The sequence below is a fragment of the Streptomyces atratus genome (assembly GCF_040655115.1).
GTDB classification, from domain to species: domain Bacteria; phylum Actinomycetota; class Actinomycetes; order Streptomycetales; family Streptomycetaceae; genus Streptomyces; species Streptomyces atratus_D.
This window is the reverse complement of sequence record NZ_JBFAJH010000014.1, coordinates 76,497-101,018: the sequence shown is the minus strand read 5'-3', so window position 1 is coordinate 101,018 and position 24,522 is coordinate 76,497. Positions and strand designations below refer to the sequence as shown.

At 71.0% G+C, this 24,522-nt stretch carries 17 protein-coding genes; 8 read left to right on the top strand and 9 right to left on the bottom strand.

What is annotated here, in order from left to right; genetic code table 11:
- Positions 1 to 323: 323 nt before the first annotated feature.
- From AB0I23_RS18165 to AB0I23_RS18155, 3 genes are read right to left on the bottom strand one after another with little or no spacing between them, the layout of a single operon-like run.
- Complete coding sequence (locus tag AB0I23_RS18165; RefSeq protein WP_359110341.1) at positions 324 to 2,708, bottom strand: xanthine dehydrogenase family protein molybdopterin-binding subunit; 2,385 nt, start codon at positions 2,706 to 2,708, stop codon at positions 324 to 326.
- Positions 2,709 to 2,710: 2 nt separating this feature from the next.
- The gene (locus AB0I23_RS18160) at positions 2,711 to 3,304 is read right to left on the bottom strand and encodes a (2Fe-2S)-binding protein (protein WP_359110339.1); all 594 of its coding nucleotides are present in this window, start codon (positions 3,302 to 3,304) and stop codon (positions 2,711 to 2,713) included.
- A 2-nt stretch (positions 3,305 to 3,306) separates the two neighbouring features.
- The gene (locus AB0I23_RS18155) at positions 3,307 to 4,197 is read right to left on the bottom strand and encodes an FAD binding domain-containing protein (protein ID WP_359110338.1); all 891 of its coding nucleotides are present in this window, start codon (positions 4,195 to 4,197) and stop codon (positions 3,307 to 3,309) included.
- A 254-nt stretch (positions 4,198 to 4,451) separates the two neighbouring features.
- Between AB0I23_RS18155 and AB0I23_RS18150 the strand changes: the two genes are divergently transcribed.
- Together AB0I23_RS18150 and AB0I23_RS18145 are read left to right on the top strand one after the other, a co-directional pair.
- The gene (locus tag AB0I23_RS18150) at positions 4,452 to 6,206 is read left to right on the top strand and encodes a PucR family transcriptional regulator ligand-binding domain-containing protein (RefSeq protein ID WP_359110336.1); all 1,755 of its coding nucleotides are present in this window, start codon (positions 4,452 to 4,454) and stop codon (positions 6,204 to 6,206) included.
- 201 nt (positions 6,207 to 6,407) lie between these two features.
- Positions 6,408 to 7,193 (top strand): hypothetical protein, encoded by a 786-nt coding sequence (locus tag AB0I23_RS18145; RefSeq protein ID WP_359110335.1) that lies wholly within the window; start codon positions 6,408 to 6,410, stop codon positions 7,191 to 7,193.
- 188 nt (positions 7,194 to 7,381) lie between these two features.
- On the opposite strand, the gene AB0I23_RS18140 is transcribed toward AB0I23_RS18145, so the two are convergent.
- A complete protein-coding gene (locus AB0I23_RS18140; RefSeq protein WP_359110333.1) occupies positions 7,382 to 7,825 on the bottom strand; it encodes a hypothetical protein in 444 nt (147 codons plus the stop codon).
- 83 nt (positions 7,826 to 7,908) lie between these two features.
- A complete protein-coding gene (locus tag AB0I23_RS18135) occupies positions 7,909 to 8,709 on the bottom strand; it encodes a GntR family transcriptional regulator (RefSeq protein WP_359110331.1) in 801 nt (266 codons plus the stop codon).
- A gap of 145 nt (positions 8,710 to 8,854) precedes the next feature.
- Between AB0I23_RS18135 and AB0I23_RS18130 the strand changes: the two genes are divergently transcribed.
- Together AB0I23_RS18130 and AB0I23_RS18125 are read left to right on the top strand one after the other, a co-directional pair.
- Positions 8,855 to 9,703, top strand: a complete 849-nt coding sequence (locus AB0I23_RS18130; protein WP_359110330.1) for a (2Fe-2S)-binding protein — start codon at positions 8,855 to 8,857, stop codon at positions 9,701 to 9,703.
- A gap of 191 nt (positions 9,704 to 9,894) precedes the next feature.
- The gene (locus AB0I23_RS18125; protein ID WP_359110328.1) at positions 9,895 to 10,971 is read left to right on the top strand and encodes a DUF2637 domain-containing protein; all 1,077 of its coding nucleotides are present in this window, start codon (positions 9,895 to 9,897) and stop codon (positions 10,969 to 10,971) included.
- A gap of 42 nt (positions 10,972 to 11,013) precedes the next feature.
- On the opposite strand, the gene AB0I23_RS18120 is transcribed toward AB0I23_RS18125, so the two are convergent.
- Complete coding sequence (locus tag AB0I23_RS18120; protein WP_359110326.1) at positions 11,014 to 11,412, bottom strand: ATP-binding protein; 399 nt, start codon at positions 11,410 to 11,412, stop codon at positions 11,014 to 11,016.
- Positions 11,413 to 11,645: 233 nt separating this feature from the next.
- Here AB0I23_RS18120 and AB0I23_RS18115 point away from each other — a divergent pair, with 233 nt between their 5' ends.
- The 3 genes from AB0I23_RS18115 (at position 11,646) to AB0I23_RS18105 (ending at position 15,846) form a co-directional block, all read left to right on the top strand.
- Entirely contained in the window at positions 11,646 to 12,038 is a 393-nt protein-coding gene (locus AB0I23_RS18115; protein WP_359110323.1) for a ribonuclease domain-containing protein, read from the top strand.
- Positions 12,039 to 12,149: 111 nt separating this feature from the next.
- Positions 12,150 to 12,539, top strand: a complete 390-nt coding sequence (locus AB0I23_RS18110; protein WP_037691946.1) for a barstar family protein — start codon at positions 12,150 to 12,152, stop codon at positions 12,537 to 12,539.
- A 193-nt stretch (positions 12,540 to 12,732) separates the two neighbouring features.
- Positions 12,733 to 15,846: an alpha-mannosidase gene (locus AB0I23_RS18105; RefSeq protein WP_359110321.1), complete on the top strand. Its 3,114-nt coding sequence runs from the start codon at positions 12,733 to 12,735 to the stop codon at positions 15,844 to 15,846.
- A gap of 107 nt (positions 15,847 to 15,953) precedes the next feature.
- Here AB0I23_RS18105 and AB0I23_RS18100 read toward each other — a convergent pair whose 3' ends face one another.
- The 3 genes from AB0I23_RS18100 to AB0I23_RS18090 all read right to left on the bottom strand — a co-directional run bounded on the left by AB0I23_RS18100 (position 15,954) and on the right by AB0I23_RS18090 (position 23,270).
- Positions 15,954 to 17,696 carry a pyruvate dehydrogenase gene (locus AB0I23_RS18100; RefSeq protein WP_359110320.1) on the bottom strand — a complete coding sequence of 581 codons (1,743 nt, stop codon included), beginning with the start codon at positions 17,694 to 17,696 and terminating at the stop codon, positions 15,954 to 15,956.
- Between the two features lie 51 nt (positions 17,697 to 17,747).
- On the bottom strand, positions 17,748 to 19,373 hold the full coding sequence (locus AB0I23_RS18095; protein WP_359110318.1) for a protein phosphatase 2C domain-containing protein: 1,626 nt from the start codon (positions 19,371 to 19,373) through the stop codon (positions 17,748 to 17,750).
- A gap of 120 nt (positions 19,374 to 19,493) precedes the next feature.
- Positions 19,494 to 23,270 (bottom strand): S8 family peptidase, encoded by a 3,777-nt coding sequence (locus AB0I23_RS18090; RefSeq protein ID WP_359110316.1) that lies wholly within the window; start codon positions 23,268 to 23,270, stop codon positions 19,494 to 19,496.
- A 212-nt stretch (positions 23,271 to 23,482) separates the two neighbouring features.
- On the opposite strand from AB0I23_RS18090, the gene AB0I23_RS18085 reads away from it, so the two are divergent.
- Complete coding sequence (locus AB0I23_RS18085; RefSeq protein ID WP_359110314.1) at positions 23,483 to 24,472, top strand: helix-turn-helix domain-containing protein; 990 nt, start codon at positions 23,483 to 23,485, stop codon at positions 24,470 to 24,472.
- The last annotated feature ends 50 nt before the right edge of the window (positions 24,473 to 24,522 follow it).

Sequence of the window (24,522 nt, the reverse complement as noted above, 5' to 3'; positions counted from 1 at the left end):
GGCGGGGGTGGTCAGTTGACGCCCAGCCAGCTCTCGATCGGGTGGGGGGCGAAGTAGCCCGCGATGGAGACTCGTGATGCGGGAATCGGGATGACTGCTTGGCTGCACGACCGGGGTGACGGCCCGAGACGAACCGTTCACACAGAGTGACCGCGTGGGTACTGCGGGTGTTTCCGGCGCAGCGGTAGATCGCGTGTGATGCCGCTCTGTGGTGCCGAGGACCGCGAGCGGTGCGGTACGTGGGTTCTCCGGGTGGTGCGGGCGGCGGACGTGTGACGTTCCTGGGAGGCACGCACCGCCCGGAGAGTTCGGCGGGCTGTCGGTCAGGTGCCGGTGAGGTGCTCGGGACGCACCGGTGTCCTGTTCAGCTCCAGACCCGTCGCGTTCCGGATCGCCGCGAGGACGGCCGGGGTCGACGACAGGGTCGGGGCCTCGCCGACACCACGGAGCCCGTACGGGGCGTGGTCGTCGGCGAGTTCGAGCACATCGACCGGGATGGCCGGGGTGTCGAGGATGGTGGGGATCAGGTAGTCCGTGAAGGACGGGTTGCGTACCTTCGCGGTCTTCGGGTCCACGATGATCTCCTCCATGACGGCGACACCCAGTCCCTGGGTGGTGCCGCCCTGGATCTGGCCGACGACGGACAGCGGGTTGAGCGCCTTGCCGACGTCCTGCGCACAGGCCAGTTCGACGACCTTGACCAGGCCGAGCTCGGTGTCGACCTCGACGACCGCGCGGTGTGCGGCGAAGGAGTACTGGACGTGGCCGTTGCCCTGTCCGGTGCGCAGGTCGAACGCCTCGGTGGGCCGGTGGCGCCACTCCAGCTCGATGTCGACCGCCTCGTCCTCCAGTACGTCGACCAGGTCGGCGAGCACCTCGCCGCCGTCGGTGACAACCTTGCCGCCCTCCAGGAGCAGCTCGGCGGTGGCCCAGGCGGGGTGGTACGTACCGAACTTGCGGCGGCCGATCTCCAGGACGCGTCCGCGGACGGCCTCGCAGGAGTGCTTCACGGCGCCGCCGGTGACGTACGTCTGCCGGGAGGCGGAGGTGGATCCGGCCGAACCGACCTGGGTGTCGGCCGGCTGGATGGTGACCTGGGCGACGCCGAGTTCGGTGCGGGCGATCTGGGCATGGACGGTGACGCCACCCTGCCCGACCTCCGCCATCGCCGTGTGCACGGTCGCGACCGGTTCGCCCCCGACGACCTCCATGCGGACCCGGGCGGTCGAGTAGTCGTCGAACCCCTCGGAGAAGCCGACGTTCTTGAGACCGACCGCGTAGCCGATGCCTCGTACGACGCCCTCGCCGTGGGTGGTGTTGGACAGACCGCCGGGCAGCGCCCGTACGTCGGCCTGCTCTCCGGCGAGCTCCCACTGGCGCTCGGGCGGCAGCGGCCTGGCCTTGACCCGGCGCAGCAGCTCGGCAACCGGGGCGGGCGAGTCGACGACCTGCCCGGTCGGCAGGAGCGAGCCCTGCTCCATGGCGTTGAGCTGCCTGAACTCGACCGGATCCATGCCGAGTTCGGCGGCGAGCTTGTCCATCTGTGCCTCGTACGCGAAGCACGCCTGGACCGCGCCGAAACCGCGCATGGCGCCGCACGGCGGGTTGTTGGTGTAGAGCGCGATCGCTTCGATGTCGACGTCGTCGATGACGTACGGGCCGACACCGAGCGAGGAGGCGTTGCCGACGACGGCCGGGGAGGCGGAGGCGTAGGCGCCGCCGTCCAGCACGATGCGGCACTTCATGTGGGTGAGTTTGCCGTCGCGGGTGGCGCCGTGCTCGTACCAGAGCTTCGCGGGGTGGCGGTGGACGTGTCCGAAGAAGGACTCGAACCGATTGTAGACGATCTTGACCGGCTTGCCGGTACGGAGCGCCAGCAGGCAGGCGTGGATCTGCATCGAGAGGTCCTCGCGACCGCCGAAGGCGCCGCCGACGCCGGAGAGCGTCATGCGGACCTTGTCCTCGGGCAGGCCGAGGACGGGGGCGATCTGGCGGAGGTCGGAGTGCAGCCACTGGGTGGCGACGTACAGATCGACGCCACCGTCCTCGGCGGGGACGGCCAGGCCGGACTCGGGGCCGAGGAAGGCCTGGTCCTGCATGCCGAAGACGTACTCGCCGCTGACGATCACATCGGCACGGGCCGCTGCCGCGTCCGCGTCGCCGCGGACGATGGGCTGGCGGTGGACGATGTTCGGGTGCGGGACGTGCCCGGCGTGGTGGTCGGTCCGGCCCTCGTGGACGAGGATCGCGTCGGGGGCGGTGGCGGACGCCTCGTCGGTGATGACGGGCAGCTCGCGGTAGTCGATCCTGATCTTCGCGGCGGCGCGCCGGGCCGTCTCCGGGTGGTCGGCGGCGACGAGCGCCACCGGTTCGCCGTGGTGGCGGACCTTGCCGTGGGCGAGAACGGGGGTGTCCTTGATCTCCAGGCCGTAGTTCTTCACCGAGGCCGGCAGGTCGTCGTAGGTGAGGACGGCGTAGACACCGGAGGTGGCGAGCGCCTCGGAGGTGTCGATCGAGACGATCTCGGCGTGCGCGACCGTGGAGCGCAGCGTGTGGCCCCAGAGCATGTCCTCGTGCCACATGTCCGAGGAGTACGCGAACTCGCCGGTGACCTTCAGGACACCGTCGGGGCGGAGCGTGGACTCGCCGATGCCGCCCTTGGTGCGGGCGCCCTGGTTGATGTTCGTGGGGGAGCCAATAACGCCCATCGTCAGACCGTTTCTTCCGCGCGGGCGGCCGCGAGGCGGACCGCGTCGAGGATCTTCTCGTAGCCGGTGCAGCGGCAGAGGTTGCCGGAGAGCGCCTCGCGGATGTCCGCGTCGGACGGCTCCGGGTTGCGCTCCAGCAGCTCATCGGCGGCCACCAGCAGACCTGGGGTGCAGAAGCCGCACTGGACGGCGCCCGCGTCGATGAACGCCTGCTGGATCGGGGAGAGTTCACCGGTGTCCCGGGGCTGTTCACCGGTCGGCCCGGCCTCCCACCGGCGGGCCTCGTCGAGCGAGGTGCCGCAGGCGCCGGAGGCGCAGCCACTGCCGGGGTGCGCCTCGGAGCGGTGGGCGGCGAAGTCGGCGAGGCCCTCCACGGTGACGACCTCGCGGCCCTCCACCTGACCTGCGGCGACCAGACAGGAACAGACCGGTACGCCGTCCAGGCGGACCGTGCAGGAGCCGCATTCGCCCTGCTCGCACGCGTTCTTGGAGCCGGGCAGACCCATCCGCTCGCGCAGCACGTAGAGGAGGGACTCGCCCTCCCAGACGTCGTCGGCCTCCTGCTGACGGCCGTTGACCGTGAAATTGACGCGCATGATCAGGCAGCTCCTTCGGTGCTGCGGCCGTTGCCGCGGTACGACTCCCAGGTCCAGCCGAGGGTGCGGCGGGCCATGATCCCCACGGCGTGCCTGCGGTAGTTGGCGGTGCCGCGCACATCGTCGATCGGGTTGCAGGCACCGGCGGCGAGCGTGGCGAACTGCGCGGCGATGGACGGTGTGATGATCGTACGACTGTCCCAGAACCCGCCCTCTTCGAGCGCGGCGTTCAGAAATTCCTCGGCCTCCTTCGCCCGGACGGGTGTCGGGGCGGCGGAGCCGATGCCGGTACGGACCGTGCGGGTCTCCGGGTGCAGGGCGAGGCCGAAGGCGCACACGGCGATGACCATCGCGTTGCGGGTGCCGACCTTGGAGTACTGCTGCGGCCCGTCGGCCTTCTCGATGTGCACGGCCCGGATCAGCTCGTCCGGTTCGAGGGCGTTGCGCTTGACACCGGTGTAGAAGGCGTCGATCGGGATCATCCGGGTTCCGCGTACGGACTCGGCCTCGACCTCGGCGCCCGCGGCGAGCAGGGCCGGGTGGGCGTCACCGGCGGGCGACGCGGTACCCAGGTTGCCGCCGACGCCGCCGCGGTTGCGGATCTGCGGGGATGCGACGGTGTGCGAGGCGAGCGCCAGACCGGGCAGCTCGGCCCGCAGGTGCTCCATGATGTGGCTGTACGGCACCGAGGCACCGAGCCGCACGCTCTCCTGGCCCACCTCCCACTCGAACAGCTCACCGATGCGGTTCAGGTCCAGGAGGTACTCGGGCCGCCGGTGGTCGAAGTTGATCTCGACCATCACATCGGTGCCGCCCGCAATGGGCACAGCCGTCGGGTGCTCGGCCTTGGCGGCGAGCGCCTCCTCCCAGCTGGCAGGGCGAAGGAAGTCCATGAGTGGCTCTCTTCTTCTCATTCGGGTCGTTCGCTGGGGCTGGGGACGGCGGCCCTCGATTGGCTTGTTCATGTGCTGTTGGTGTGTGACCCAGTACACAGCCGTGACTCCGCGCGGTGCAGTCACCGAAACCATGAAGGAGTTGGCTGGTCGCCGTCCTCGTCTTGTAGATTCGAACGAATGGCGGGGTTCAGTGACCTCACCGCAACACCCAGTTTTCACCCGCTCCAACGAAAGAGATCGGTGGCAACGAGATGCGGCTGCGCGCACTGCTGGAAACCGATGCGCTGGGCCTGCGGCTGCTCGGCGGCGAGGACGAGCTCGACCGGTCCGTCCGCGGCGTCATGACCACCGACCTGCGGGACCCGAGCCGCTACCTGGCCGGCGGAGAGCTGGTCCTGACGGGCCTGGCGTGGCGCCGGGACGCGGCGGACTCGGAGCCGTTCGTACGGATCCTGGTGGGCGCCGGGGTCGCCGGACTCGCGGCCGGCGAGGCGGAGCTCGGCAACGTCCCCGACGATCTGGTCGACGCGTGCGCGCGGCACCGGCTGCCCCTCTTCGCCGTCCATGAGACCGTCGCGTTCGCAACGATCACCGAGCATGTGGTGCGCCAGGTCTCCGGCGAGCGGGCGGGCGACCTGGCGGCGGTCGTGGACCGACACCGGAGGCTGATGACCTCGGGGCCGGCCGGCGGCGGCCCGGAGGTGGTCCTCGATCTGCTCGGCTCGGACCTGGACCTGCGCGCCTGGGTACTCTCCCCCACCGGTCGGCAGATCGCGGGCGCCGGGGTGCCCCTGTCCGGACCCGTCGGCGCGGTGCTGGCCGGCCGGCATCTGGCCGCCACCCGCACCGGCCGCCCGGGGCCGCACCGGGCCATGGTCGAGGGCATCACGTATTCGCTGTTCCCGATCCGGAACACCGGCAAGGACGCCGCCCCCGCCTCCCGCGATGTCCGCGAGTCGGTCCTTTCCGACTGGCTGCTCGCGGTGGAGGCCGACGCGAGCGACTGGCCGGCTGCCCGGCTGGATCTGCTCCAGGGCGTGACCCAGCTGATCGCGGTCGAACGGGACCGGCGCGACGCGGCCCGTACGGTGGGCCGCAGGCTCGCCCAGGAGGTCCTGGAGCTGGTCCAGGCGGGTGCCGCGCCCACCGAGATCGCGGCCAGGCTGCGGGTCGCCGCCCCGGTCCTGCTGCCCGGTCTCGGCTCCGCCCCGCACTGGCAGGTCGTCGTCGCCCGGGTCGACTGGGACGTGGAGGGCACGCCGGGCTCCACGGACGGCGCGGGCACATCCGGTATCGCGGGCGGCCCCGTCGCCCAGGCGCTGCTGGAGGAGATCCTGGTCGACCCGGCGGTCACCGGCCCCGACTCCGCCGACCGGATCGCGGTCGCGCACATGGGCGACGAGGCGATCGCCCTCGTACCGCTGCCCGCCGTCGCCGCACCGGTGCCGGAGTTCACGGACGCCGGGACCGCGGACGCCGGGGACGCCGCGGCCGGCGCCAAGGACGACCCGGCGCTGCACGCCGACGCGCTGCTCGCCGCCGTCCGCGAACCACTCTCCGCGGGCCTCGCCGACGACGGCCGCCTGACACTGGGTGTCAGCGCCGCCGTGCACTCCCCCGAGGGGCTGCGTGGCGCCCTGGAGGAGGCCCGGCACGCCCGCCGGGTGGCGGCGGCCCGTCCGGGCCGGGTCTGCGCGGCCGGCCACCACGAGTTGGCCTCGCACGTCCTGCTGCTGCCGTTCGTTCCGGACGATGTGCGCCGCGCGTTCACCGCACGGCTGCTCGACCCGCTGCGCGGCTACGACCGGCGCCACCGCGCCGAGCTGATCCCGACCCTGGAAGCGTTCCTGGACTGCGACGGTTCATGGACCCGCTGCGCGGCCCGGTTGCATCTGCACGTCAACACCTTGCGCTACCGGGTCGGGCGAATCGAGCAGTTGACGGGGCGTGACCTTTCGCGCCTGGAGGACAAGCTCGACTTCTTCCTGGCCCTGCGTATGAGCTGACTCCACGCGTCTACCACAGCCCTCTCCACGACCAACCGATTGTGAATTCATTCACCTGACCCCTTGGCCCGGCGTGCCATTCCGTGCTGAGATGCCGCCAGACTCAGTGCCTGTCTTCGAACCCGGGTCGGGCCCGGTTCGAGGACAGGTCCTCAACAGCTCAATGGCGCGCTCGGGGAGGGCAATGTGGCGTATACCGCCATGTCTGGTTCCGGAACGACAGCAGATGACGATCCGCCGCTCCAGACAGCGGTATGGCGGCTGCGGTCACGCGCCTGCTGGACGGACGCCGCCGCTCTGCTCGAACGCGATGCCACGACCGATCCGGCCGCGGCGCTCCAGCGGACAGCTCTGCTGATCGAACGGTGTCTGTACACCGGCGAGGGCTGGACCGACGCCGAGGACGCCCTGCGCACCGCCGAGGCCCTCGCCCACGATGACGCCGAGCGCGGCACCGCCGCCTGCGAACGCGGCCATCTGGCATACGCGTCGACCCTCCTCAAAGTGCGGGACCGGGCCGACGAGGCCCGTGTCGCGCTGAGCCGGTCCGCCGCCCTGCTCTCCCCCACGGCCCCTGGCCGCCCGCTGCTCGACTTCCGCCGTGGCCTGATCGCGCAGAACATCGCCGACTCGCCGCAGGCCGCCCGTGCCGCGTACCACAGGGCGCACGCCGGCGCGACGACCCAGGGGGACGAGCTGCTGCTCTCCTCGACCTGGCGTCACCTGGCGCTGCTGTCGCTGCGGGAAGGCGAACTGGCCGAGGCCCGGCACGGGTTCGCCGAGTCGCTGCGGATAAGGGAGGAGCTGGGCTATCTGGTCGGCACGGCCCCGGCGCTCATCGCTCTGGCGGACACCGAACCGGAACCGGAGGCGGCGGCGCGGCTGCGCGCCGAGGCGGGCCGCCTCTTCCGCCTCCTGGGCGGCGTACCGACCTGGCTGGCACCGCACTTGGAGCCGCCGGCCCCGGGAACGGCCGAGGCGAACTGACGGCCTCCCGCGTGACAGGGAGTGGATCGGCGAGCGGCGTCATGCGGCTTCGACGGCAAGGCGGAACAAGGAGTCCACGCGGAGCGTCGGTGACTGACGACGACGCCGCAAGCGGAGCCGCAGGGCGCCGGGAGCCCACTCCCTGCCGCGGGGGAAGGACGTGAGCACGGGCCCGCCGCGGAGGACCGTCAGGTACGGTCCTCGACCAGATCGCCGGGCTTCCAGCCCGCGTCGCTCCACTCGGGGGCCGGCGTCGGACGGAACGGCGCGGGAGGCGGGTTCGGGCCACGGTTCGGGTTCTGCGGCACTGCGGCGGCAGGCTTTCCGTCCTGTCCGCTGCTGTCGCGCCGGGGCGGCGTGACCGGGGACTTCGGGGGTACGGGCTTCCTCGTCGGCGGCAGGGGGACCGCGGCCGGCGCGGAAGCTGACGGGGCCGCGGAGTACGTCGGCGACGGCCCGGCGGGTCGAGAAGGTGTACGGCCGGGGCTCGCGCTCGTCGCCGGCGTCCCGGAAGGCTCCCTGGTGGACTTCCCGGACTCGGCTTCGCGCGAACAGCCCGCCGCGGCCAGCCCCAGTCCCAGCACCGCCACCACCAGCCCGGACACCGGCCACGGACCCCGGTTCCATGTCATCCCGCCCCCTCAAGAACGATCATGCGATGAGAGGCACAGGGTAGCCACGGCGGTCCGTGGACGTGGCAGCCCCCACCGTGGTGTCAGCGGTCCGCGCCCGCGAAGTGCTCGCGTACGAGCGACTGCACGACGGCGAGATCCTGGGCGATCAGCGCGTCGAGCAAGGCGGTGTGCTCCGCGGCGTCGGCGAGCAGATCGGCGCGGCGGGTGGCCGGGTTGTTCTCCAGGGGCCACTGGGAGCGCCGGTGCAGATCGTCGGCGACCCTCACGAGCTGCTGGTTGCCGGAGAGCATGAGGACCGCACGGTGGAAGGCGCGGTCGGACTCGGCGTAGCTCGCCCGGTCACCGACCGCGGCGGCCGCGACGGTGGCCTCGGCCAGCGGGCGCAGGGCGGCCCAGTGGCCCTGCTCCACGGTGCGGGCCAGCCGCAGCATGACGGGCACCTCGATCAGGGCGCGCACCTCGGCCAGTTCGGCGAGCTCGTGCGGGCCGCGCTCGGCGACCCGGAAGCCGCGGTTCGGTACGACCTCGACGGCGCCCTCGATGGCCAGCTGCTGCATCGCCTCACGGACCGGCGTCGCCGACACGCCGAAGCGGGCGCCGAGCGCCGGGGCGGAGTAGACCTGCCCGGGCAGCAGCTCGCCGTCGACGAGGGCGCCGCGCAGGGCTTCCAGGATCTGGCCGCGTACGGAGTGCCGCTGCACCACGACGCGGGGCGCGGGCGACTCGCTGTGGGTGTGCTCGCCACGCACCGGCTCGGCACCGGCCCGCTCGGCACCCGGCTGACCGCCGAACGCCTGTTCCGGCACCCGGACGGGCGGTACCGAGGCCGGCGCGGACGTGTACGGCGGCCGTGCCTGCTCACGCGCTCTGCCCTGCTCCACTCGGACCTCCTCGGCCGGTCGTGGGCCGGCTCGCCTGCGCCATGCCCGTTGTGCACCATAAGCGGGCGGCGCCGCAGTTCAAACACCGAACGGTTCGGATAAGGTAAGGCTTACCTGCAAACGATCGCGATTCGGTGGTCCCTGCATGACCCTCCCCACTCTGCTTCCCGGCACCACCGCGTCCGCCGTGACGGGCGCGTACGCACGTCTGGCCGAGGTCTTCCCCGGGCTGCGCGCGGAGGTGCTGGCGGACGACGAGGCCACCCCTCGCGGTGCCGGCTGGGTGGGTGCGGACGAGCTCGCGGCGGGTGGTGCCGCGCTCGACGCCTTCCTCGCCCGGGACCACGCGCAGGTGCTGCGGGACTACGGGCAGCAGCCCCGGCCCGATGTGGTCGCCGGCTTCGGACTGCACCGGTACGCCTGGCCCGCCTGTCTGCTGGTGACGGTGCCGTGGTTCCTGCACCGGCGGGTTCCCCGAATCCCCGTCGGGGATGTGGCGTTCCAGCGGGCACTGGGTCATCTGACCGTCCGCGTAAGGGACTTCGCCTGCCTTCCGGACGATCCGGCGGCCGGGCTGCCGGGCGCCCGGGTGGTCCCGGACGAGGCGGCGCTGCGGGCCGAGGTGCTCGCCGCCGTGGCCGACCACATCGGCCCGGTGCTGGACGGCTTCGGACCACGGATGCGGCGCGGCAGGCGGGCGTTGTGGGGCATGGCGACGGACGAGATCGTCGAGGGACTCTGGTACATCGCCCATCTGCTCGGCGAGGAGCGGCGCGCGATGGCTGAGCTGGACGTGCTGCTGCCGGGTACCACGAAGCCGTACGTCGGCTCGGCGGGCTTCCGTGAACTGACCGGGCCGAACGGCGAGTCGCTGCCCACCCGCGACCGGGCGAGCTGCTGTCTCTTCTACACGCTGCGCCCCGAGGACATCTGCGTCACCTGCCCGCGCACCTGTGACACGGAGCGGGTACGGAAACTGACGCCCCCTCACTGATCCACACCACTCGCACGAGTAGTATTATTCGAACGCAGATCACTGGCCGTGTACGGATATTCGTTCAAATCCCGGCTATCCGTATGCCCTGCCAACCCAATGGCGTTCTCTTGCCCCGAAACCCCCTGAGCGTGACGGGGTTTCGGTAATCATGGCGCCCGAAATGCCCTACGCGATGCAAGGGACCGCGCATGAGACTGACCGACATATCGCTGAATTGGCTGCTTCCGGGCGCCGTGCTGCTCGTGGGGGTCCTGGCGGCGGTGGCGGTGGTCGCACGCGGCAAGCGCGCCACTGACAATTCCGCGACCGACAACAGCTGGGAACGCAGCGAGGAACGTCGCAGACGTAAGGAGGCGCTGTATGCCACCGCCTCGTACGTCCTGCTGTTCTGCTGCGCGGCGGTCGCCGCCGCCCTCTCCTTCCATGGGCTCGTCGGCTTCGGCGAGCAGAACCTCGGCCTCTCCGGGGGCTGGGAGTATCTCGTTCCGTTCGGCCTCGACGGGGCCGCGATGTTCTGTTCCGTACTCGCGGTGCGCGAGGCCAGCCACGGTGACGCGGCGCTCGGATCACGGCTGCTCGTATGGACGTTCGCCGGCGCGGCCGCCTGGTTCAACTGGGTGCACGCACCCCGCGGAATCGACCACGCGGGCGCTCCGCACTTCTTCGCGGGGATGTCGCTCTCGGCAGCCGTGCTCTTCGACCGGGCACTGAAGCAGACCCGCCGGGCCGCACTGCGCGAGCAGGGCCTGGTGCCCCGTCCGCTGCCGCAGATCCGGATCGTACGATGGCTGCGCGCCCCCCGTGAGACCTTCGGCGCCTGGTCACTGATGCTGCTGGAAAACGTACGCACCCTGGACGAAGCGGTCGATGAGGTACGTGAGGACCGGCGGGAGAAGGAACAGCACCGTCTCCGCAGGAAGGACCAGGAGAAGCTGGACCGGGCCCACATCAAGGCGCTGAACCGGCAGAACCGGGCCTGGCGCCGGGTCGGCCGGGGCGGCACCCAGGTGGATGTCCAGGCCATCGCCCCCTCGGCGGTCTCCGCGCAGTCCGTCGTGGAGCCCGCCCTGTCCGAGCCGGGACAACTGTCCTTGCACGCCCGGCCGTCCCTGCAGGCCGTGACGGGTCCGAGCTCCAGCGCCTCGGACCGGAACTCCAATGAACCGGTCACCGTCGACCTCACCGCCGAGGACGACACCCAGGCACTGCCCCGGCTCGATTCGCTGGAGCGAAAACTGAAGGACCTGGAACGGCAGTTCGGCTGATCCGTCGCAAAAGGCCCTGACGGTCCGGTCCCTTCCGGGCTCTCAGGGCTTTTCACCGTCCAGCTCGAACCAGACGACCTTGCCCAGCGCGTGCGCCGTCACCCCCCAATTGTCCGCGAGCGCGTGCACCAGAACCAGTCCCCTGCCGTGCGTACCGTCGTCGGCGTTCGGTACGTACGACATGGGCAGTCCGGTGACGAAGTCCCGGACCTCGACGCGTAAGGTCGTCGGCGCCACGTTCACGGTGACGACCGCTCCGTGATCCGTGTGGACCAGCGCGTTGGTCACCAGTTCGCTGAGCAGGAGCTCCGCCACTCCGGCGGACTCCTCCTGCCATCGATGCCGCAGGAACTCCCTCAAGGCACAACGCGCTTCGGCCACGGCCGCCAGATCGGTGCGAGCCAGTCTGCGGCGCAGCTGAACCTGGTTCCGACGCTCCATCGTCTCCCCCGCGTGCACAGTCGATCGCCCCCTTCTCGTCGAACGTCCTCCTGGGATGCATGCCCCGCACAGGGGCCGTCACGCTTGTCGACTCATCAATATGTACACAGGGGGCGGGCGCAGTCCTCTTTCGCGGACGCACGGCTGTTACATTTCGCGTCGGTCTAACTTTCAAAAAATTCACACGAGTTGGCATTGACGCGGACATGTCTACGCGCGTCATCATGGTGGACATGCGAATCCCCCCACGGATCACCATGCTCGGCGGCATCGCCACCCTCCTGTCCGTCTTCTTCGTCGGCGGCCCGGTCACGGCGTCCGCCACCGCCGCGGCCACGTCGGTCGGCAGCATCTGCTACTCGGGCCTGCCGTCCCAGGCGCACGACGCCCTCGATCTGATCGAGGCGGGCGGTCCCTTCCCGTACTCGCAGGACGGGGCCGTCTTCCAGAACCGTGAAGGCGTGCTGCCCAGCCGGAGCACCGGCTATTACCACGAGTACACCGTCATCACCCCGGGCTCCCCGACCCGCGGCGCGCGGCGGATCGTGACGGGCGAGGCGTCCCAGGAGGACTATTACACCGCCGACCACTACGCGACGTTCGACCTCGTCGACTACGGCTGCTGAGTCCCGGCGGCCCGCACACGTAAGCCGGCTCCACCCCTCCGGTCCGATCCGCGCCGTAGCCCCCCACCTGCGGCGCGGATCACCGGACCACCGAGAAGCTACCCTGCGCCCATGACCGTGACCTATGTGATCGACGGCTCCGGCATCACCGGCCTGGAACGGTTCTGGCAGGTGATCGGCGAGGCGGTGAACGGTCCCGGCGGCTACTTCGGCCGCAACCTCGACGCCTTCGCGGACTGCCTGAGCGGCGGCATGGGAACACCGGACGACGGTGACTTCGTCATCGACTGGCGCAACCACGCGCTCTCCGCCCGGGCCCTGGGGCACGAGGAGACCGCGCGCCGGCTGCGCCAGCAGATCGGCCGCGCGCACCCCACCAACAGGCCTGCCCTTCAACGGGCCCTGGACGAGGCGCTGGCCGGCCGCGGTCCGACCCTCTTCGACCAGCTGGTGCAGATCATCGAGGAACGGACCACGCCCGGCACGCTGCGGCTCAACTGACCATCAGGGGGTCTCCCGGGTGACGATCACATGGCCGTGCCCGCCTGCGCTCCCCTTCCCGGCCCGGCTGCCCGCGCCTGCGGGTTCCGGACCGGCCCTCCGCCGTATGCCGTCGCCCGTCAGGGGTGCCCCTCGCGTCACCGGGGAAGTGGTGCCATGAACGCCCCACGACCGCCGACCCCGAGGAGCCGTGATGCACGACGACCGCACACTGGTGGAGGGCCGCCTGGAGCGCGCCCTCCAGCAATTCATCCGCCCCGCCCAGTACGCGGACCGGTCCCCGCTCGCCCTCTCCGTGTGGCACGCGCCGGGCGAACCGGTGCCGGTGGCGGAGGCGCTGAAAGGGACGTACGAGCCGTTCGGGACCGGCACCGAGTGGGGCAGGCCCTGGTCGACCAGCTGGTTCCGGCTGGAGGGCACGGTGCCCGAGACGTGGGCGGGGCGCCACGTCGAGGTGGTCGTCGACCCTGGTTTCTCCGGCCAGGGGCCGGGCTTCCAGGCGGAGGGAATGCTCTACGACACCGAGGGCGTACCGCTCAAGGGCATCCACCCGCGCAATCGACATCTGACGGTCGCGACCGCGGCGTCGGGTGGTGAGCCGGTCTCCTTGCTGCTGGAGGCGGCGGCCAACCCGGCCGTACTGGAGCACGGCTTCACGCCGACCCCGCTCGGCGACGTCCTCACGGCGGGCGACCAGCCCCTGTACCGGTTCGCCTCCGCGGACCTCGCCGTACTGGACGAGCAGGTCTGGCATCTCGTCCTGGACATCGAGGTGTTGTCCGAACTGATGCACGAACTGCCCGCCGACCGGTCACGCCGGCACGAGATCCTGCGGGCGCTGGAGCGGATGCTCGACGCGCTGGACCTGCATGACGTGGCCGGCACGGCGTCCGCAGCCCGGGCCGAGCTCGCCGGGGCACTCGCCCGTCCCGCGTCGGCGAGCGCGCACCGGATCTCGGCGGCCGGTCACGCACACATCGACTCGGCGTGGCTGTGGCCGCTGCGCGAGACGGTACGGAAGGCCTCGCGCACGTTCGCCAACGTCACCGCGCTCGCCCAGGACTATCCGGAGCTGGTCTTCGCCTGTTCCCAGGCCCAGCAGTACGCCTGGGTGCGTGACCATCAGCCGCACATCTGGGAGCGGATCAAGCGCGCGGTGGCGGACGGACAGTGGGCGCCCGTCGGTTCGATGTGGGTGGAGTCCGATGCCAATATGCCGGGCGGTGAGGCGCTGGCCCGGCAGATCGTGCACGGAAAGCGTTTCTTCGAGGAGGAGCTGGGGGTGGAGACGGAGGAGATCTGGCTGCCGGACTCCTTCGGCTACACAGCCGCATTCCCTCAACTCGCGAAACTGGCGGGTGTGAAGTGGTTCCTGACGCAGAAACTGTCCTGGAACCAGACCAACAAGATGCCGCACCACACCTTCTGGTGGGAGGGCATCGACGGGACCAGGGTCTTCACCCATTTCCCGCCCGTCGACACGTACAACGCACACTTCCACGCCCGTGAACTCGCCCATGCGGAGAAGAACTTCGCCGACAAGGGGCGGGCGACCCGCTCGCTGGTGCCGTTCGGCTGGGGAGACGGCGGCGGCGGTCCGACCCGCGAGATGCTGGAGAAGGCGCGTCGGCTCCGCGATCTGGAGGGTTCTCCACGCGTCACGATCGAGAAGCCGTCGGCATTCTTCGCGGCGGCGGAGGAGGAGTACGCGGAGCAGGCCCCGGTCTGGTCCGGGGAGCTGTATCTGGAGCTGCACCGGGCGACGTACACCACCCAGGCCAAGACCAAGCAGGGCAACCGGCGCAGCGAACACCTGCTGCGCGAGGCCGAGTTGTGGGCGACGACGGCAGCCCTCCGGGCGCCCGGGTACCCCTATCCGTACGAGACGCTGGACCGGGTCTGGAAAACGGTCCTGCTGCATCAGTTCCATGACATCCTGCCCGGTTCGTCGATCGCCTGGGTGCACCGCGAAGCCCGCGACACCTACGAACAGGTGCGGGCGGAGCTGGCCGGCCTGGTCGCCGAGGCGGTGACCGCGCTCGGCGCCGCGGAGGGGCTGGTGGCGCTCAACTCCTCTCCGTACGAACGCCACCAGGTCCTGGAGCTGGACGCGGAGGCGAGCGCGGTGCTGCCGTCCGGCGCCCATGTCCAGCAGCTGGCCGACTGGCGCACGGCGGTCCTCGCCGAGGCGCCGGGGCTGGGCGCGGGACTGCTCGACGGATCGGCGGTGCCCGACCGCGAGGTCACGGCGGGCCGCACGTCGGACGACGGGTTCGTCCTCGACAACGGGCTGCTGCGCTTCACCGTCGACCGCGACGGGCTGATCGCCGCCGTCCGTGATCTCGGTGCACGGCGTGAGGTCCTCGCCCCCGGTCACCGGGCCAACCTCCTTCAGCTGCACCCGGACCACCCCAACCACTGGGATGCCTGGGACATCGACCGGCACTACCGCCGGTCCCGCACCGATCTGACCGATGCCGACTCGGTCGAACTGGTCGAGGAGGGACCGCTGCGGGCAGCCGTGCGCGTGGTGCGCTCCTTCGGGAGGTCGCGGATCGTGCAGGAGATCCGGCTGGCGGCGGGCAGCAGGCAGATCGACATCGACACCGAGGTGGACTGGCAGGAGTCGGAGAAGGTCCTCAAGGCCGCGTTCCCGCTCGATGTGCACGCCGAACGGTCCACGTCCGAGATCCAGTTCGGGCACGTCCACCGCGCAACGCACGACAACACCGGCTGGGACGCGGCGCGTTTCGAGATCTGTGCGCACCGCTGGCTGCGGGTCGCCGAGCCGGGATACGGGATCGCGGTGCTCAACGACTCCACGTACGGGCACGACGTGACCCGGACCCCGCACGGCTCGGGGCTCGCCACGACCGTACGGCTGACGCTGCTGCGCGCCCCGCACAGCCCGGATCCGGAGACCGACCTCGGCACGCATCGGTTCCGGTACGCGCTGGCGCCCGGGGCGGAGGTCTCGGACGCGGTGCGCGAGGGGCTCGCGCTCAATCTGCCGCTGCGCGCGGCAGTGGCCCCGGCCGTGCCGTCGCTTGTCACCACCGGGCATCCGGCGGTGACCGTGGAGTCCGTGAAGCTCGCCGAGGACCGCAGCGGCGATGTGGTCGTCCGGCTGTACGAGTCGGCGGGCGGCCGGGCGGAGACCACGCTCCGGGTCGGCTTCCCCGTCGTGCGGGCGCAGATCACCGACCTGCTGGAACGGCCCCTGCACGAGGCGACGACCGATGAGCACGGTCTCGTACTGGCGCTGCGGCCGTTCCAGATCCTGACGGTCCGGCTGACCCCGGCCTGAGCAACTGCCCGACCCCGCCCCCCTGAGCCTCTCGTTCGGATCACGCAGGGCTCACGGGGGTCCGGCCCGATCCAAACGAAGGACCCAAGCCAGTGCCGCAACCGGCACTAGGGACGGGGCACGTTCCGCAGGTTGGAACGGGCCATCTGAAGCATCCGGCCCACGCCGCCGTCCAGCACGATCTTGCTTGCGGAGAGCGCGAAGCCGGTCACCATCTCCGCGCTGATCTTCGGCGGGATGGAGAGCGCGTTGGGGTCGGTGACGACATCGACCAGGGCCGGTCCCTTGTGCTTGAAGGCGTCCTTGAGGGCGCCTTCGAGCTGCTTGGGCTTCTCCACCCGTACGCCGTACGCCCCGGCCGCCCGGGCGATCGCCGCGAAGTCCGGGTTCTTGTTGGTCGTACCGAACGACGGCAGCCCCGCCACCAGCATCTCCAACTCGACCATGGAGAGCGCGGAGTTGTTGAACAGGACCACCTTCACCGGAAGGTTGTACTGGACGAGGGTGAGGAAGTCGCCCATCAGCATGGTGAATCCGCCGTCGCCGGACATCGACACGACCTGCCGGCTCCGGTCGACGAACTGGGCGCCGATCGCCTGCGGCAGCGCGTTGGCCATCGAGCCGTGGCTGAACGAACCGATCACCCGGCGCTTGCCGTTGGGGGTGAGATAGCGGGCCGCCCACACGTTGCACATGCCGGTGTCGACGGTGAACACCGCGTCCTCGTCCGCGACGTCGTCGAGCACCGAGGCGACGTACTCGGGGTGGATCGGGATGTGCTTCTCGACCTTGCGGGTGTACGCCTTGACCACGCCCTCCAGCGCGTCGGCGTGCTTCTTCAGCATCCGGTCGAGGAACTTGCGGTCGGTCTTCACCTTCACCTGCGGCGTCAGACAGCGCAGCGTCTCACGGACATCGCCCCAGATCGCCAGATCCAGCTTGGAGCGGCGGCCCAGGTTCTCGGGGCGCACATCGACCTGGACGATCTTCACATCGGTGGGCAGGAAGGCGTTGTACGGGAAGTCGGTGCCGAGCAGGATCAGCAGATCGCACTCGTTGGTCGCCTCGTACGCGGCGCCGTAACCGAGCAGTCCGCTCATGCCGACGTCGTACGGGTTGTCGTACTGGATCCACTCCTTGCCGCGCAGCGCATGACCGACGGGGGCCTTCACCCGCTCGGCGAACTCCATGACCTCGGCGTGGGCGCCCGCCGTGCCGCTCCCGCAGAACAGCGTCACCCGCTTCGCCTCGTCGACCATCCGGCAGAGCTTCTCGATCTCCTCGTCACCGGGCCGGACCGTCGGCCGCGCGGTGACCAGGGCGTGCTCGATCGACTTCTCGGGCGCCGGCTGGGAGGCGATGTCGCCCGGCATCGAGACGACGCTGACCCCGCCGCGTCCGATCGCGTGCTGGATCGCCGTCTGGAGCAGCCTGGGCATCTGCTGCGGGTTGGAGATCATCTCGTTGTAGTGGCTGCACTCCTGGAAGAGCAGCTCCGGATGGGTCTCCTGGAAGTAGCCGAGACCGATCTCGCTCGAAGGGATGTGCGAGGCAAGGGCGAGGACCGGGGCCATCGAGCGGTGGGCGTCGTAGAGGCCGTTGATGAGGTGCAGATTGCCGGGGCCGCAGGAACCCGCGCAGGCGGCCAGGGTCCCGGTGATCTGGGCCTCGGCGCCGGCGGCGAACGCGGCGGTCTCCTCGTGTCTGACCTGGATCCACTCGATGGCCGCGTTGCGGCGAATGGCGTCGACGACCGGGTTGAGGCTGTCGCCGACGATGCCGTACAGGCGCTTGACGCCCGCCCGGACGAGAATGTCGACGAACTGCTCCGACACGTTCTGCTTGGCCATGGGTGCGTATCCTCTCCGCGCTAGGAGTCCATCAACCCATGGCGCGGGCGGTTACGCCTCCCAGACGCCGACACTCGTACGGTCGTCGGCGTACCCCTTCACCCTGAGCTGGGTGTCCGCGAGGAACGCCGCCAGGCCGGGCGGCTCCTGTGGTGTCCAGCGTTGGGCGAGCTCCTCGGCGAGGGAGGGTTCGCCGCGCAGCGGCTCGGCGAGACCGGTACTGCACAGGAGCAGTGTGTCCCCCGGGCGGGCGACCGAGGCCCGGAACCGGAACGGCTGCGCGGGTGGCGGGGGCGGGCTCTCGACGTACGGGGACGGCGGGGTCGCGATCCCCAGGTCCATGGTCAGCCGGTCGCCGTCGGGCCCGCTCCCGGGGGACGCGGACCCGAAGCCGACTACGGCCTGCCCGGTCACGGCCCCGGGCTCCGGGACGTCCGGTTCGAGGTCCTGCCAGACGCCGTCCCGCAGCCGGAAGAGTCCCCCGCCGCCCACGCCGAAGAAGACCCGGGTCCGGCAGGCGGGATCGGCCGACAGCAGCAGACACCGCAGCCCCGCGGTGTACTCCTCCGGTTCGAGCCCCAGCTCGACGGCGCGGGCGCGGAGCTTGCCGTAGCTGCGGTCGGTGAGGCGGTGCAGACCTGACTTGAGGTCGCCGCGGCGGCCCGCTCTTATGTCCTCGGAGAGCCGGGGGTGGCTGCGGCCGACGGCTCCACCGATCCAGCGGCAGGCGTCTGCGGCCGCAAGATGCGCAGCCTCGGTGGCACGGGCGCCGCTGGCGACCGCGACGAGCACGAGGGCGTTCTCGGCGGCGCCGAACCGCACGGTGAGCAGGGCGTCGCGCCGGGGCTCTCCCCTGAACCGGGCGGAGTCGCCTCGCACGGAGGCGGCACGCAGGGTGTACGTCCCGTACCGGGCGCCGTCGAGCACGGTGTCGGCGACGAGTCCGTCCAGTTCCTGGGGGACGGTGGCGGGGAGAGCGGTCGGCTCGGCGTCGTAGGTGGGCGGGCGGTCGCCGACGTACGAGAGGCCGGGGCGGGCCGCGGGGGCGTGAGGAGGTTCGGGAGTGACCTCGGGGGCGGGTGCGGCCGGGGGCGGCGCGGTGGGTCCTGCCCCGGCCGTCTCCGGCTTCGCGGCAACCGGCCGTCTCGGAAGCGGCGGCACGGAGGCCGTGGCAGGTGCTTCGGCAGGGGGCGGCTGCGAGACCGGCGGCGCTTCGACAACGGGTGGCGGCGGGACCGGCGGTGGTGTGGCAAACGTGCGCGGCCGCGCGGGGCCGACCGGCGGCTCCCACGGCGCACGCGCCTGCACGGATTGCGCGGGCGGCGGAGGCGACGGTTCCGGCGCCGACGGAGGCGAAGGCGGAGACGGAGGTGCAGGTGGCGACGGAGGCAAGGACGGAGACGGAGGTGCAGGTGGCGGCGGAGGCGAGGACGGAGACGGAGGTGCAGGTGGCGGCGGAGGCGGCACGGGCGGACCGTCCGAGAGCGCCATCCGGGGCGCCGGGACAGCGGCGCCCGCACCGGGCCCCGCCGGACCCACCGCCCCCGAAACCGAGTCGAAGCGGTCGTCGAGACTGTCGGCCGCGCTGCTCGCCCCGGTGTCCGCGGCGGTTTCGTCGTACAGCCTGCGCCACCAGTCGTCCTCGTGGGCGGCGGGCCTCTCCCCCTGCTGACTCATGCCCTTATTGTCCACCGCGCGGGCCGTACGAAAACGGGTCATCAGGAAAAAGAGGTCCGCCGGGCGACCCCACCCCCCACGGGAAGGACGCCCGGCGGACCGGTCATGGTGTGGCCGAGGTCAGCGCACCGCGTACGCGTCGACGACGGTCTGGACGACGGAGTTTCCGTTGGCGTCCGTCAGTTCCGTCTTCAGCGTGACCGGCTTGCCGGCCGCACCCGCGTGGTTCACGGTCGCGGTCCAACGCCCGTCCTGCTGTGCGGTGGTGGCCTCGGTCCAGGTCGTGCCCCCATCGTACGAGTAGGACACCTTGGCCGCGGTCACCTTGCCGGGGGTGTAGCCGGCGTGGCCCGTGACACTCAGGCCGATCTTCTGACCGTCCTGCGCCGCCAGGGTCTTCATCCCGTCCGTGGCCAGGTCGTAACCCGGGAACAGCAGCGGAATACCCTGAGAGTACGCGTTCTCGTCCCGCTTCGAACGGAACTTCCAGGTGGTCTCGGTCCGGGTGGACCGCTTCCACACGGCAGCGGGCTGACCGAACTTGAAGGTCTGCATGGTGAGTTCGTACGCCGCGTCCTCGGCCGGGACGGTGAACACCCCGGACGGCCACCCTGACTCGCCGAGCACCTTGCCATCGCTGGTGAGCGTCATGTTGCCCAGATCCCCGAAGGAGCCCTGGATGCCGGCGTGTTCGCTGTCCGCCCAGAAGCCGGGGGCGACGCCGATCAGGTTGTCCTGACGCTCGGCTGCGAGTACTTCCTTGCCCTGCGCGTCGCGGGGAGTGGACGGACCGACGATCCCCCGGTACCAGTTCTCCGTACGCTTCGAGCCGGCCGTGTAGGTATACGCCGGGTCGACCATGGACTCGCCCCAGGGGAAGCTGGAGGAGACGTACCGCTCCCAGCCGGTGTCGCCCGCCGAGTAGTACTCGGTGCGCTTGCCCGGGACGGCGACGACGTCGAACGAGGCGGAGTAACGCCCGCCGTACGGCCGGCCGAAGACCATCGTATCGGCGTAGTCGGCCGCGACACCCATCGCCTCGTACGTGGCGGTGGACGTGCCGAGCTCGCTGTCACGGACCTTGTACGTCCGGTCCGAGGTGACCGGGCCGGCCTCGGGGAAGGTCAGGTTGTAGACGAACGGGCTGGCGGCAGTGCCCTTCCAGCGCAGCTTCACGGGGCCGGCGGCCAGGGCGGCGTTCAGGCCGGCGGCCTCCCTCGTTTCGACGGCGAGGGAGGGCAGCGGCGCCGAACCAAAGCCAACGGTCGGCTGCCAGAGGCCCGCGGACGGCCGGTGCACGATGATCGCCTTGGCCCCGGCGGCCTTGGCGTTCCGCGCCTGGACGCTCATGGATCCGTCGTCGGCGACCTTCACCAGGGCGATCTTGCCCGCGACATCGGCGGCCTTCAGCTCGTCGGGGGTGCCGGTGCCCGCGTCGACGAGCGCGGCCTCGCCGGTACCGTCGAGGTTGACGGAGCCGGTGCTCGCGAGCTGCGGGTGCAGTTCGGCGCCGCCGACGACCGCGAGCTTCTCGATCTGCGGAGCGTACGCACGCCAGGCGCTGTCGAACTCGAAGTCGCCGTCGCTCGCCCTGCCCTGGATGTCGACCAGGTAGTTCTTGACGATGCGGGGGCCGGTGACGGAGCCCGAGTGGAGCCAGACGTCGTCCCAGCTGCGGCCGAAGGCGAGGGTCGTGGAACGGTTCTCGGACGCGCGGTCCTCGGTCCTCACCCGGATCCGATGGGCCTCGCGGGCGTCCAGCACCAGGGTGGTGTCCTTGGTGACGTTCAACTGCGGGCGCGCCAGGTATCCGACGGACTCGACGAGCCTGCCGGTGGCGTCCTTCGGGTCCGGCGACATGATGAAGCTGGAGACGAAGTAGGCGCCGGGGCGGACCTGGTACACCTGGTCGGCCGAGCCGTCGTTGAAGCGGCGCTCACCCGTGGCGGTGTCGGTGCCGATGACGTCCAGCGAGGAGGAGCCCGCGGCGGGCTTGCCGGTGCGGTCGACGAGCTTGACCCGCAGGGTGACGGTCTCCGCGCCGACGTACAGCGAGAACGGGGTGGAGACCTTGACGCCGTCGGCGCCGGTGGCCAGCACACGCCCGGTGACATCACCGTACTGAGCGGCTTTCAGCTGCGCGGTCGGGTCGATCTGCAGCGGGACCTCGACGGTGGCTCCGGCCGGGACGGTGACACTGCTCGCGTCGAGTTTCGCGACGGAGGAGCGGACGGCAGAGCCGTCGTTGCCGGTGACACCCTCGACCTTCAGCGACAGCTTCACCGGCTCGGTGCCGGAGTTGGTGTACGGGACGTCGACCGTGGTGCGGTCGGACTTGCCCTGCGGCCAGTCGAACGTGCCGCCCTGGACTGCGGGGGCGCCGACGACGGTGGTGTCGATGGCGGCCTTCACATCGAGGCGGCCGCCGCCGGTCTCGCGTACGTCGCCGGGGATGTCGCTCTTCGCGGACGAGACGAGGGCCGCCTTGATCTGCTGGGCGGTCCAGTCCGGGTGACGCTGCTTCACGATCGCTGCGGCGCCCGCGACATGCGGGGTGGCCATCGATGTACCGGACATCGTCCGGTACGCGTAGATACCGCGGCCACCGGCCGCCGCCGCCGAGATGGCGACGCCGGGAGCGGCGATCTCGGGCTTGAGGGTGTGCGAGCCGATCACGGGGCCGCGGCTGGAGAACTGGGCCGTGGAGTCGTCGCGGTCGACGGCGCCGACGGTCAGCACGCTCGGGGCGCAGCCCGGGGAGGAGACCGTGTTCAGCGTCGGGCCGGAGTTGCCGGCCGCGATGACGAACAAGGTGTCCTTGCTCTGGGCGAGTTCTTCGGCGGCGACGCTCATCGGGTCGGTGCAGTCGGTCGGCGTCGGGCTCCCGAGGCTCATGGAGACGACATCGGCCTTCTGGTCGACGGCCCACTGCATGCCGGCGATGATCCAGGACTCCGCACCGAAGCCGCTGTCGTTGAGGACCTTGCCGGCGAGCAGGTCGGCGCCGGGGGCGACGCCCTTCTTCTTGCCGTCGCTGGCCGCGCCGGTGCCGCCCACGGTGGAGATGGTGTGGGTGCCGTGGCCCTGCCGGTCGTCGGTGGTGCCGGAGTCGGTGAAGTTCTCCGAGGCGGCGATCCGGCCCTTGAGGTCGGGGTGTTCGGCGTCGACACCGGTGTCGAGGACAGCGACCCTGGTGCCCTTGCCGTCGTAGCCGGCGGCCCAGGCAAGGTCGGCGCCGATCTGCTTCGTCGACTTGTCGAGGGTGGCCTGAACCTTGCGGTCGAGCCAGAGCTTCTTCAGACCGGAGGCCGAGCGCGAGCGGTTGTTGGTGACGTCCGACCAGAAGTCGGCGGCCTTCGCCTTGTCCGCCTTGAGCGCGACGCCGTCGATGGCGTCGAGGGAGAGGCCGCGCTTCGCGCCGCGCGGGGTGGCGGGCGCGGAACGGGCCAGGCCCTGGCCGTAGACCGCGATCAACGGCAGCGACTTCGTGCTCGCGTCGTCGTAGCCCTGACGGATCAGTCCGGTGACGTTGAAGAGTTCCTCGTCGACCGTGCCCGCGGCGAGCGCCTCGGTCGCGCTGTCCGGGTAGACGTACAGGTCCTTGCCGGACTGCCGGGTCTGTACGAGGGGTACGGTGCCGTCCTCGCGGGGCAGTGCGGTGACCGACGAGGCCCCCGAACGGTCCGTGCTCACCAGGACCTTGTCGCCGGTGACAAGGGTGACGGTGACCGGCTTGCCGCCGTTCGCGACAGCGTCGGCACCGGCTGCCGTGCTGCCGGTCAGCGGTCTCTTCGATGTGGACTCCGTCGGTGGCGCTGCCACGGACGGTGCGACCACGGTGACGGCCAGGACCGCGGCGGTCGCCGCCCCCAGTGCCGTACGCGATATCGGGCGCATCGCTCTCCCCAGATGAATCCGGAGCAGGACAGCACAAGCTGCCTGATTCCGGAGGCTATTGGTACTGCGGTGGGCGCCACATTGGCATGGCGACGGGCGATGCAGGGATGATGTACACGGCGGGTTTACGCCGTGGCCGTTTTCCGCCACGACCGGCCGGCCGAAGAGGGCGGAACAATGCGGAAGTGACGCGTCCGGGGAGGGGTCCAAGGGTGCTGGGAGTCATAGGTCTCGACGGGAGACAGGAGTCCGCCTATCGCGCACTCGTCGCGGTGGGCGCAGCGGAGGTCTCCGACCTCGCACACCGGCTGGGGCTTCCCGAGTCGGAGACCGAGCGGGCGCTTCGCCGACTGGAGCAACAGGGCCTCGCCGCCCAGTCGTCCGCCCGCACCGGGCGGTGGGTGGCGGCGCCGCCGGGGGTCGCCCTGGGCGCGCTGCTGACCCAGCAGCGCCACGAACTGGAGCAGGCGGAGCTGGCGGCGGCGCTGCTCGCCGAGGAGTACCGGTCGGATGCGGCCGAGCCGGCCGTGCACGATCTGGTCGAGGTGGTCACGGGAGCGAGCGCGGTGGCGCACCGCTTTCACCAGTTGCAGCTGGGTGCGACCAGCGAGGTGTGCGCCCTCGTCACCGGGAAGCCGATCGCCGTCAGCGGCTTGGAGAACGAATCCGAGGAGCAGGCGGCGACCCGTGGGGTGTCCTTCCGGGTGGTGATCGAGCGGGAGGTGCTCGCCCTGCCGTCCGGGATCCTGGAGCTGTCGGCCGCCCTGAGCCGGGACGAGCAGTGCCGGGTCGTCGACCGGGTGCCGACCAAGCTCGTCGTCGCCGACGCCTCACTGGCCATGGTTCCGCTGACCGGCCGGGGCGCCGAGCCCGCGGCGCTGGTCGTCCATGCGTCCGGGCTGCTGGAGTCGCTGATGGGGCTCTTCGAGGCGGTGTGGCGCGACGCCATGCCGTTGCGGCTGGGCGAGAGCGGCTGGGCTCACGAGGACTCCGTGGGCCCCGATCCGACCGATCTGGAGATTCTGTCGCTGCTGCTGGCCGGGCTCACGGACGCGAGCGTGGCGAAACAGCTGGAACTGGGACTGCGGACCGTACAACGCCGGGTGAAGGGCCTGATGGAGCTGACCGGGGTGTCGACACGGCTGCAGCTGGGCTGGCATGCGTACGAACGGGGCTGGGTGGCCCGCACGCCGCGGTCCTGAGAGCCTGTCGGGTGACCTCCGATCGGATGGCGGACGCGGTCTGGTGCATG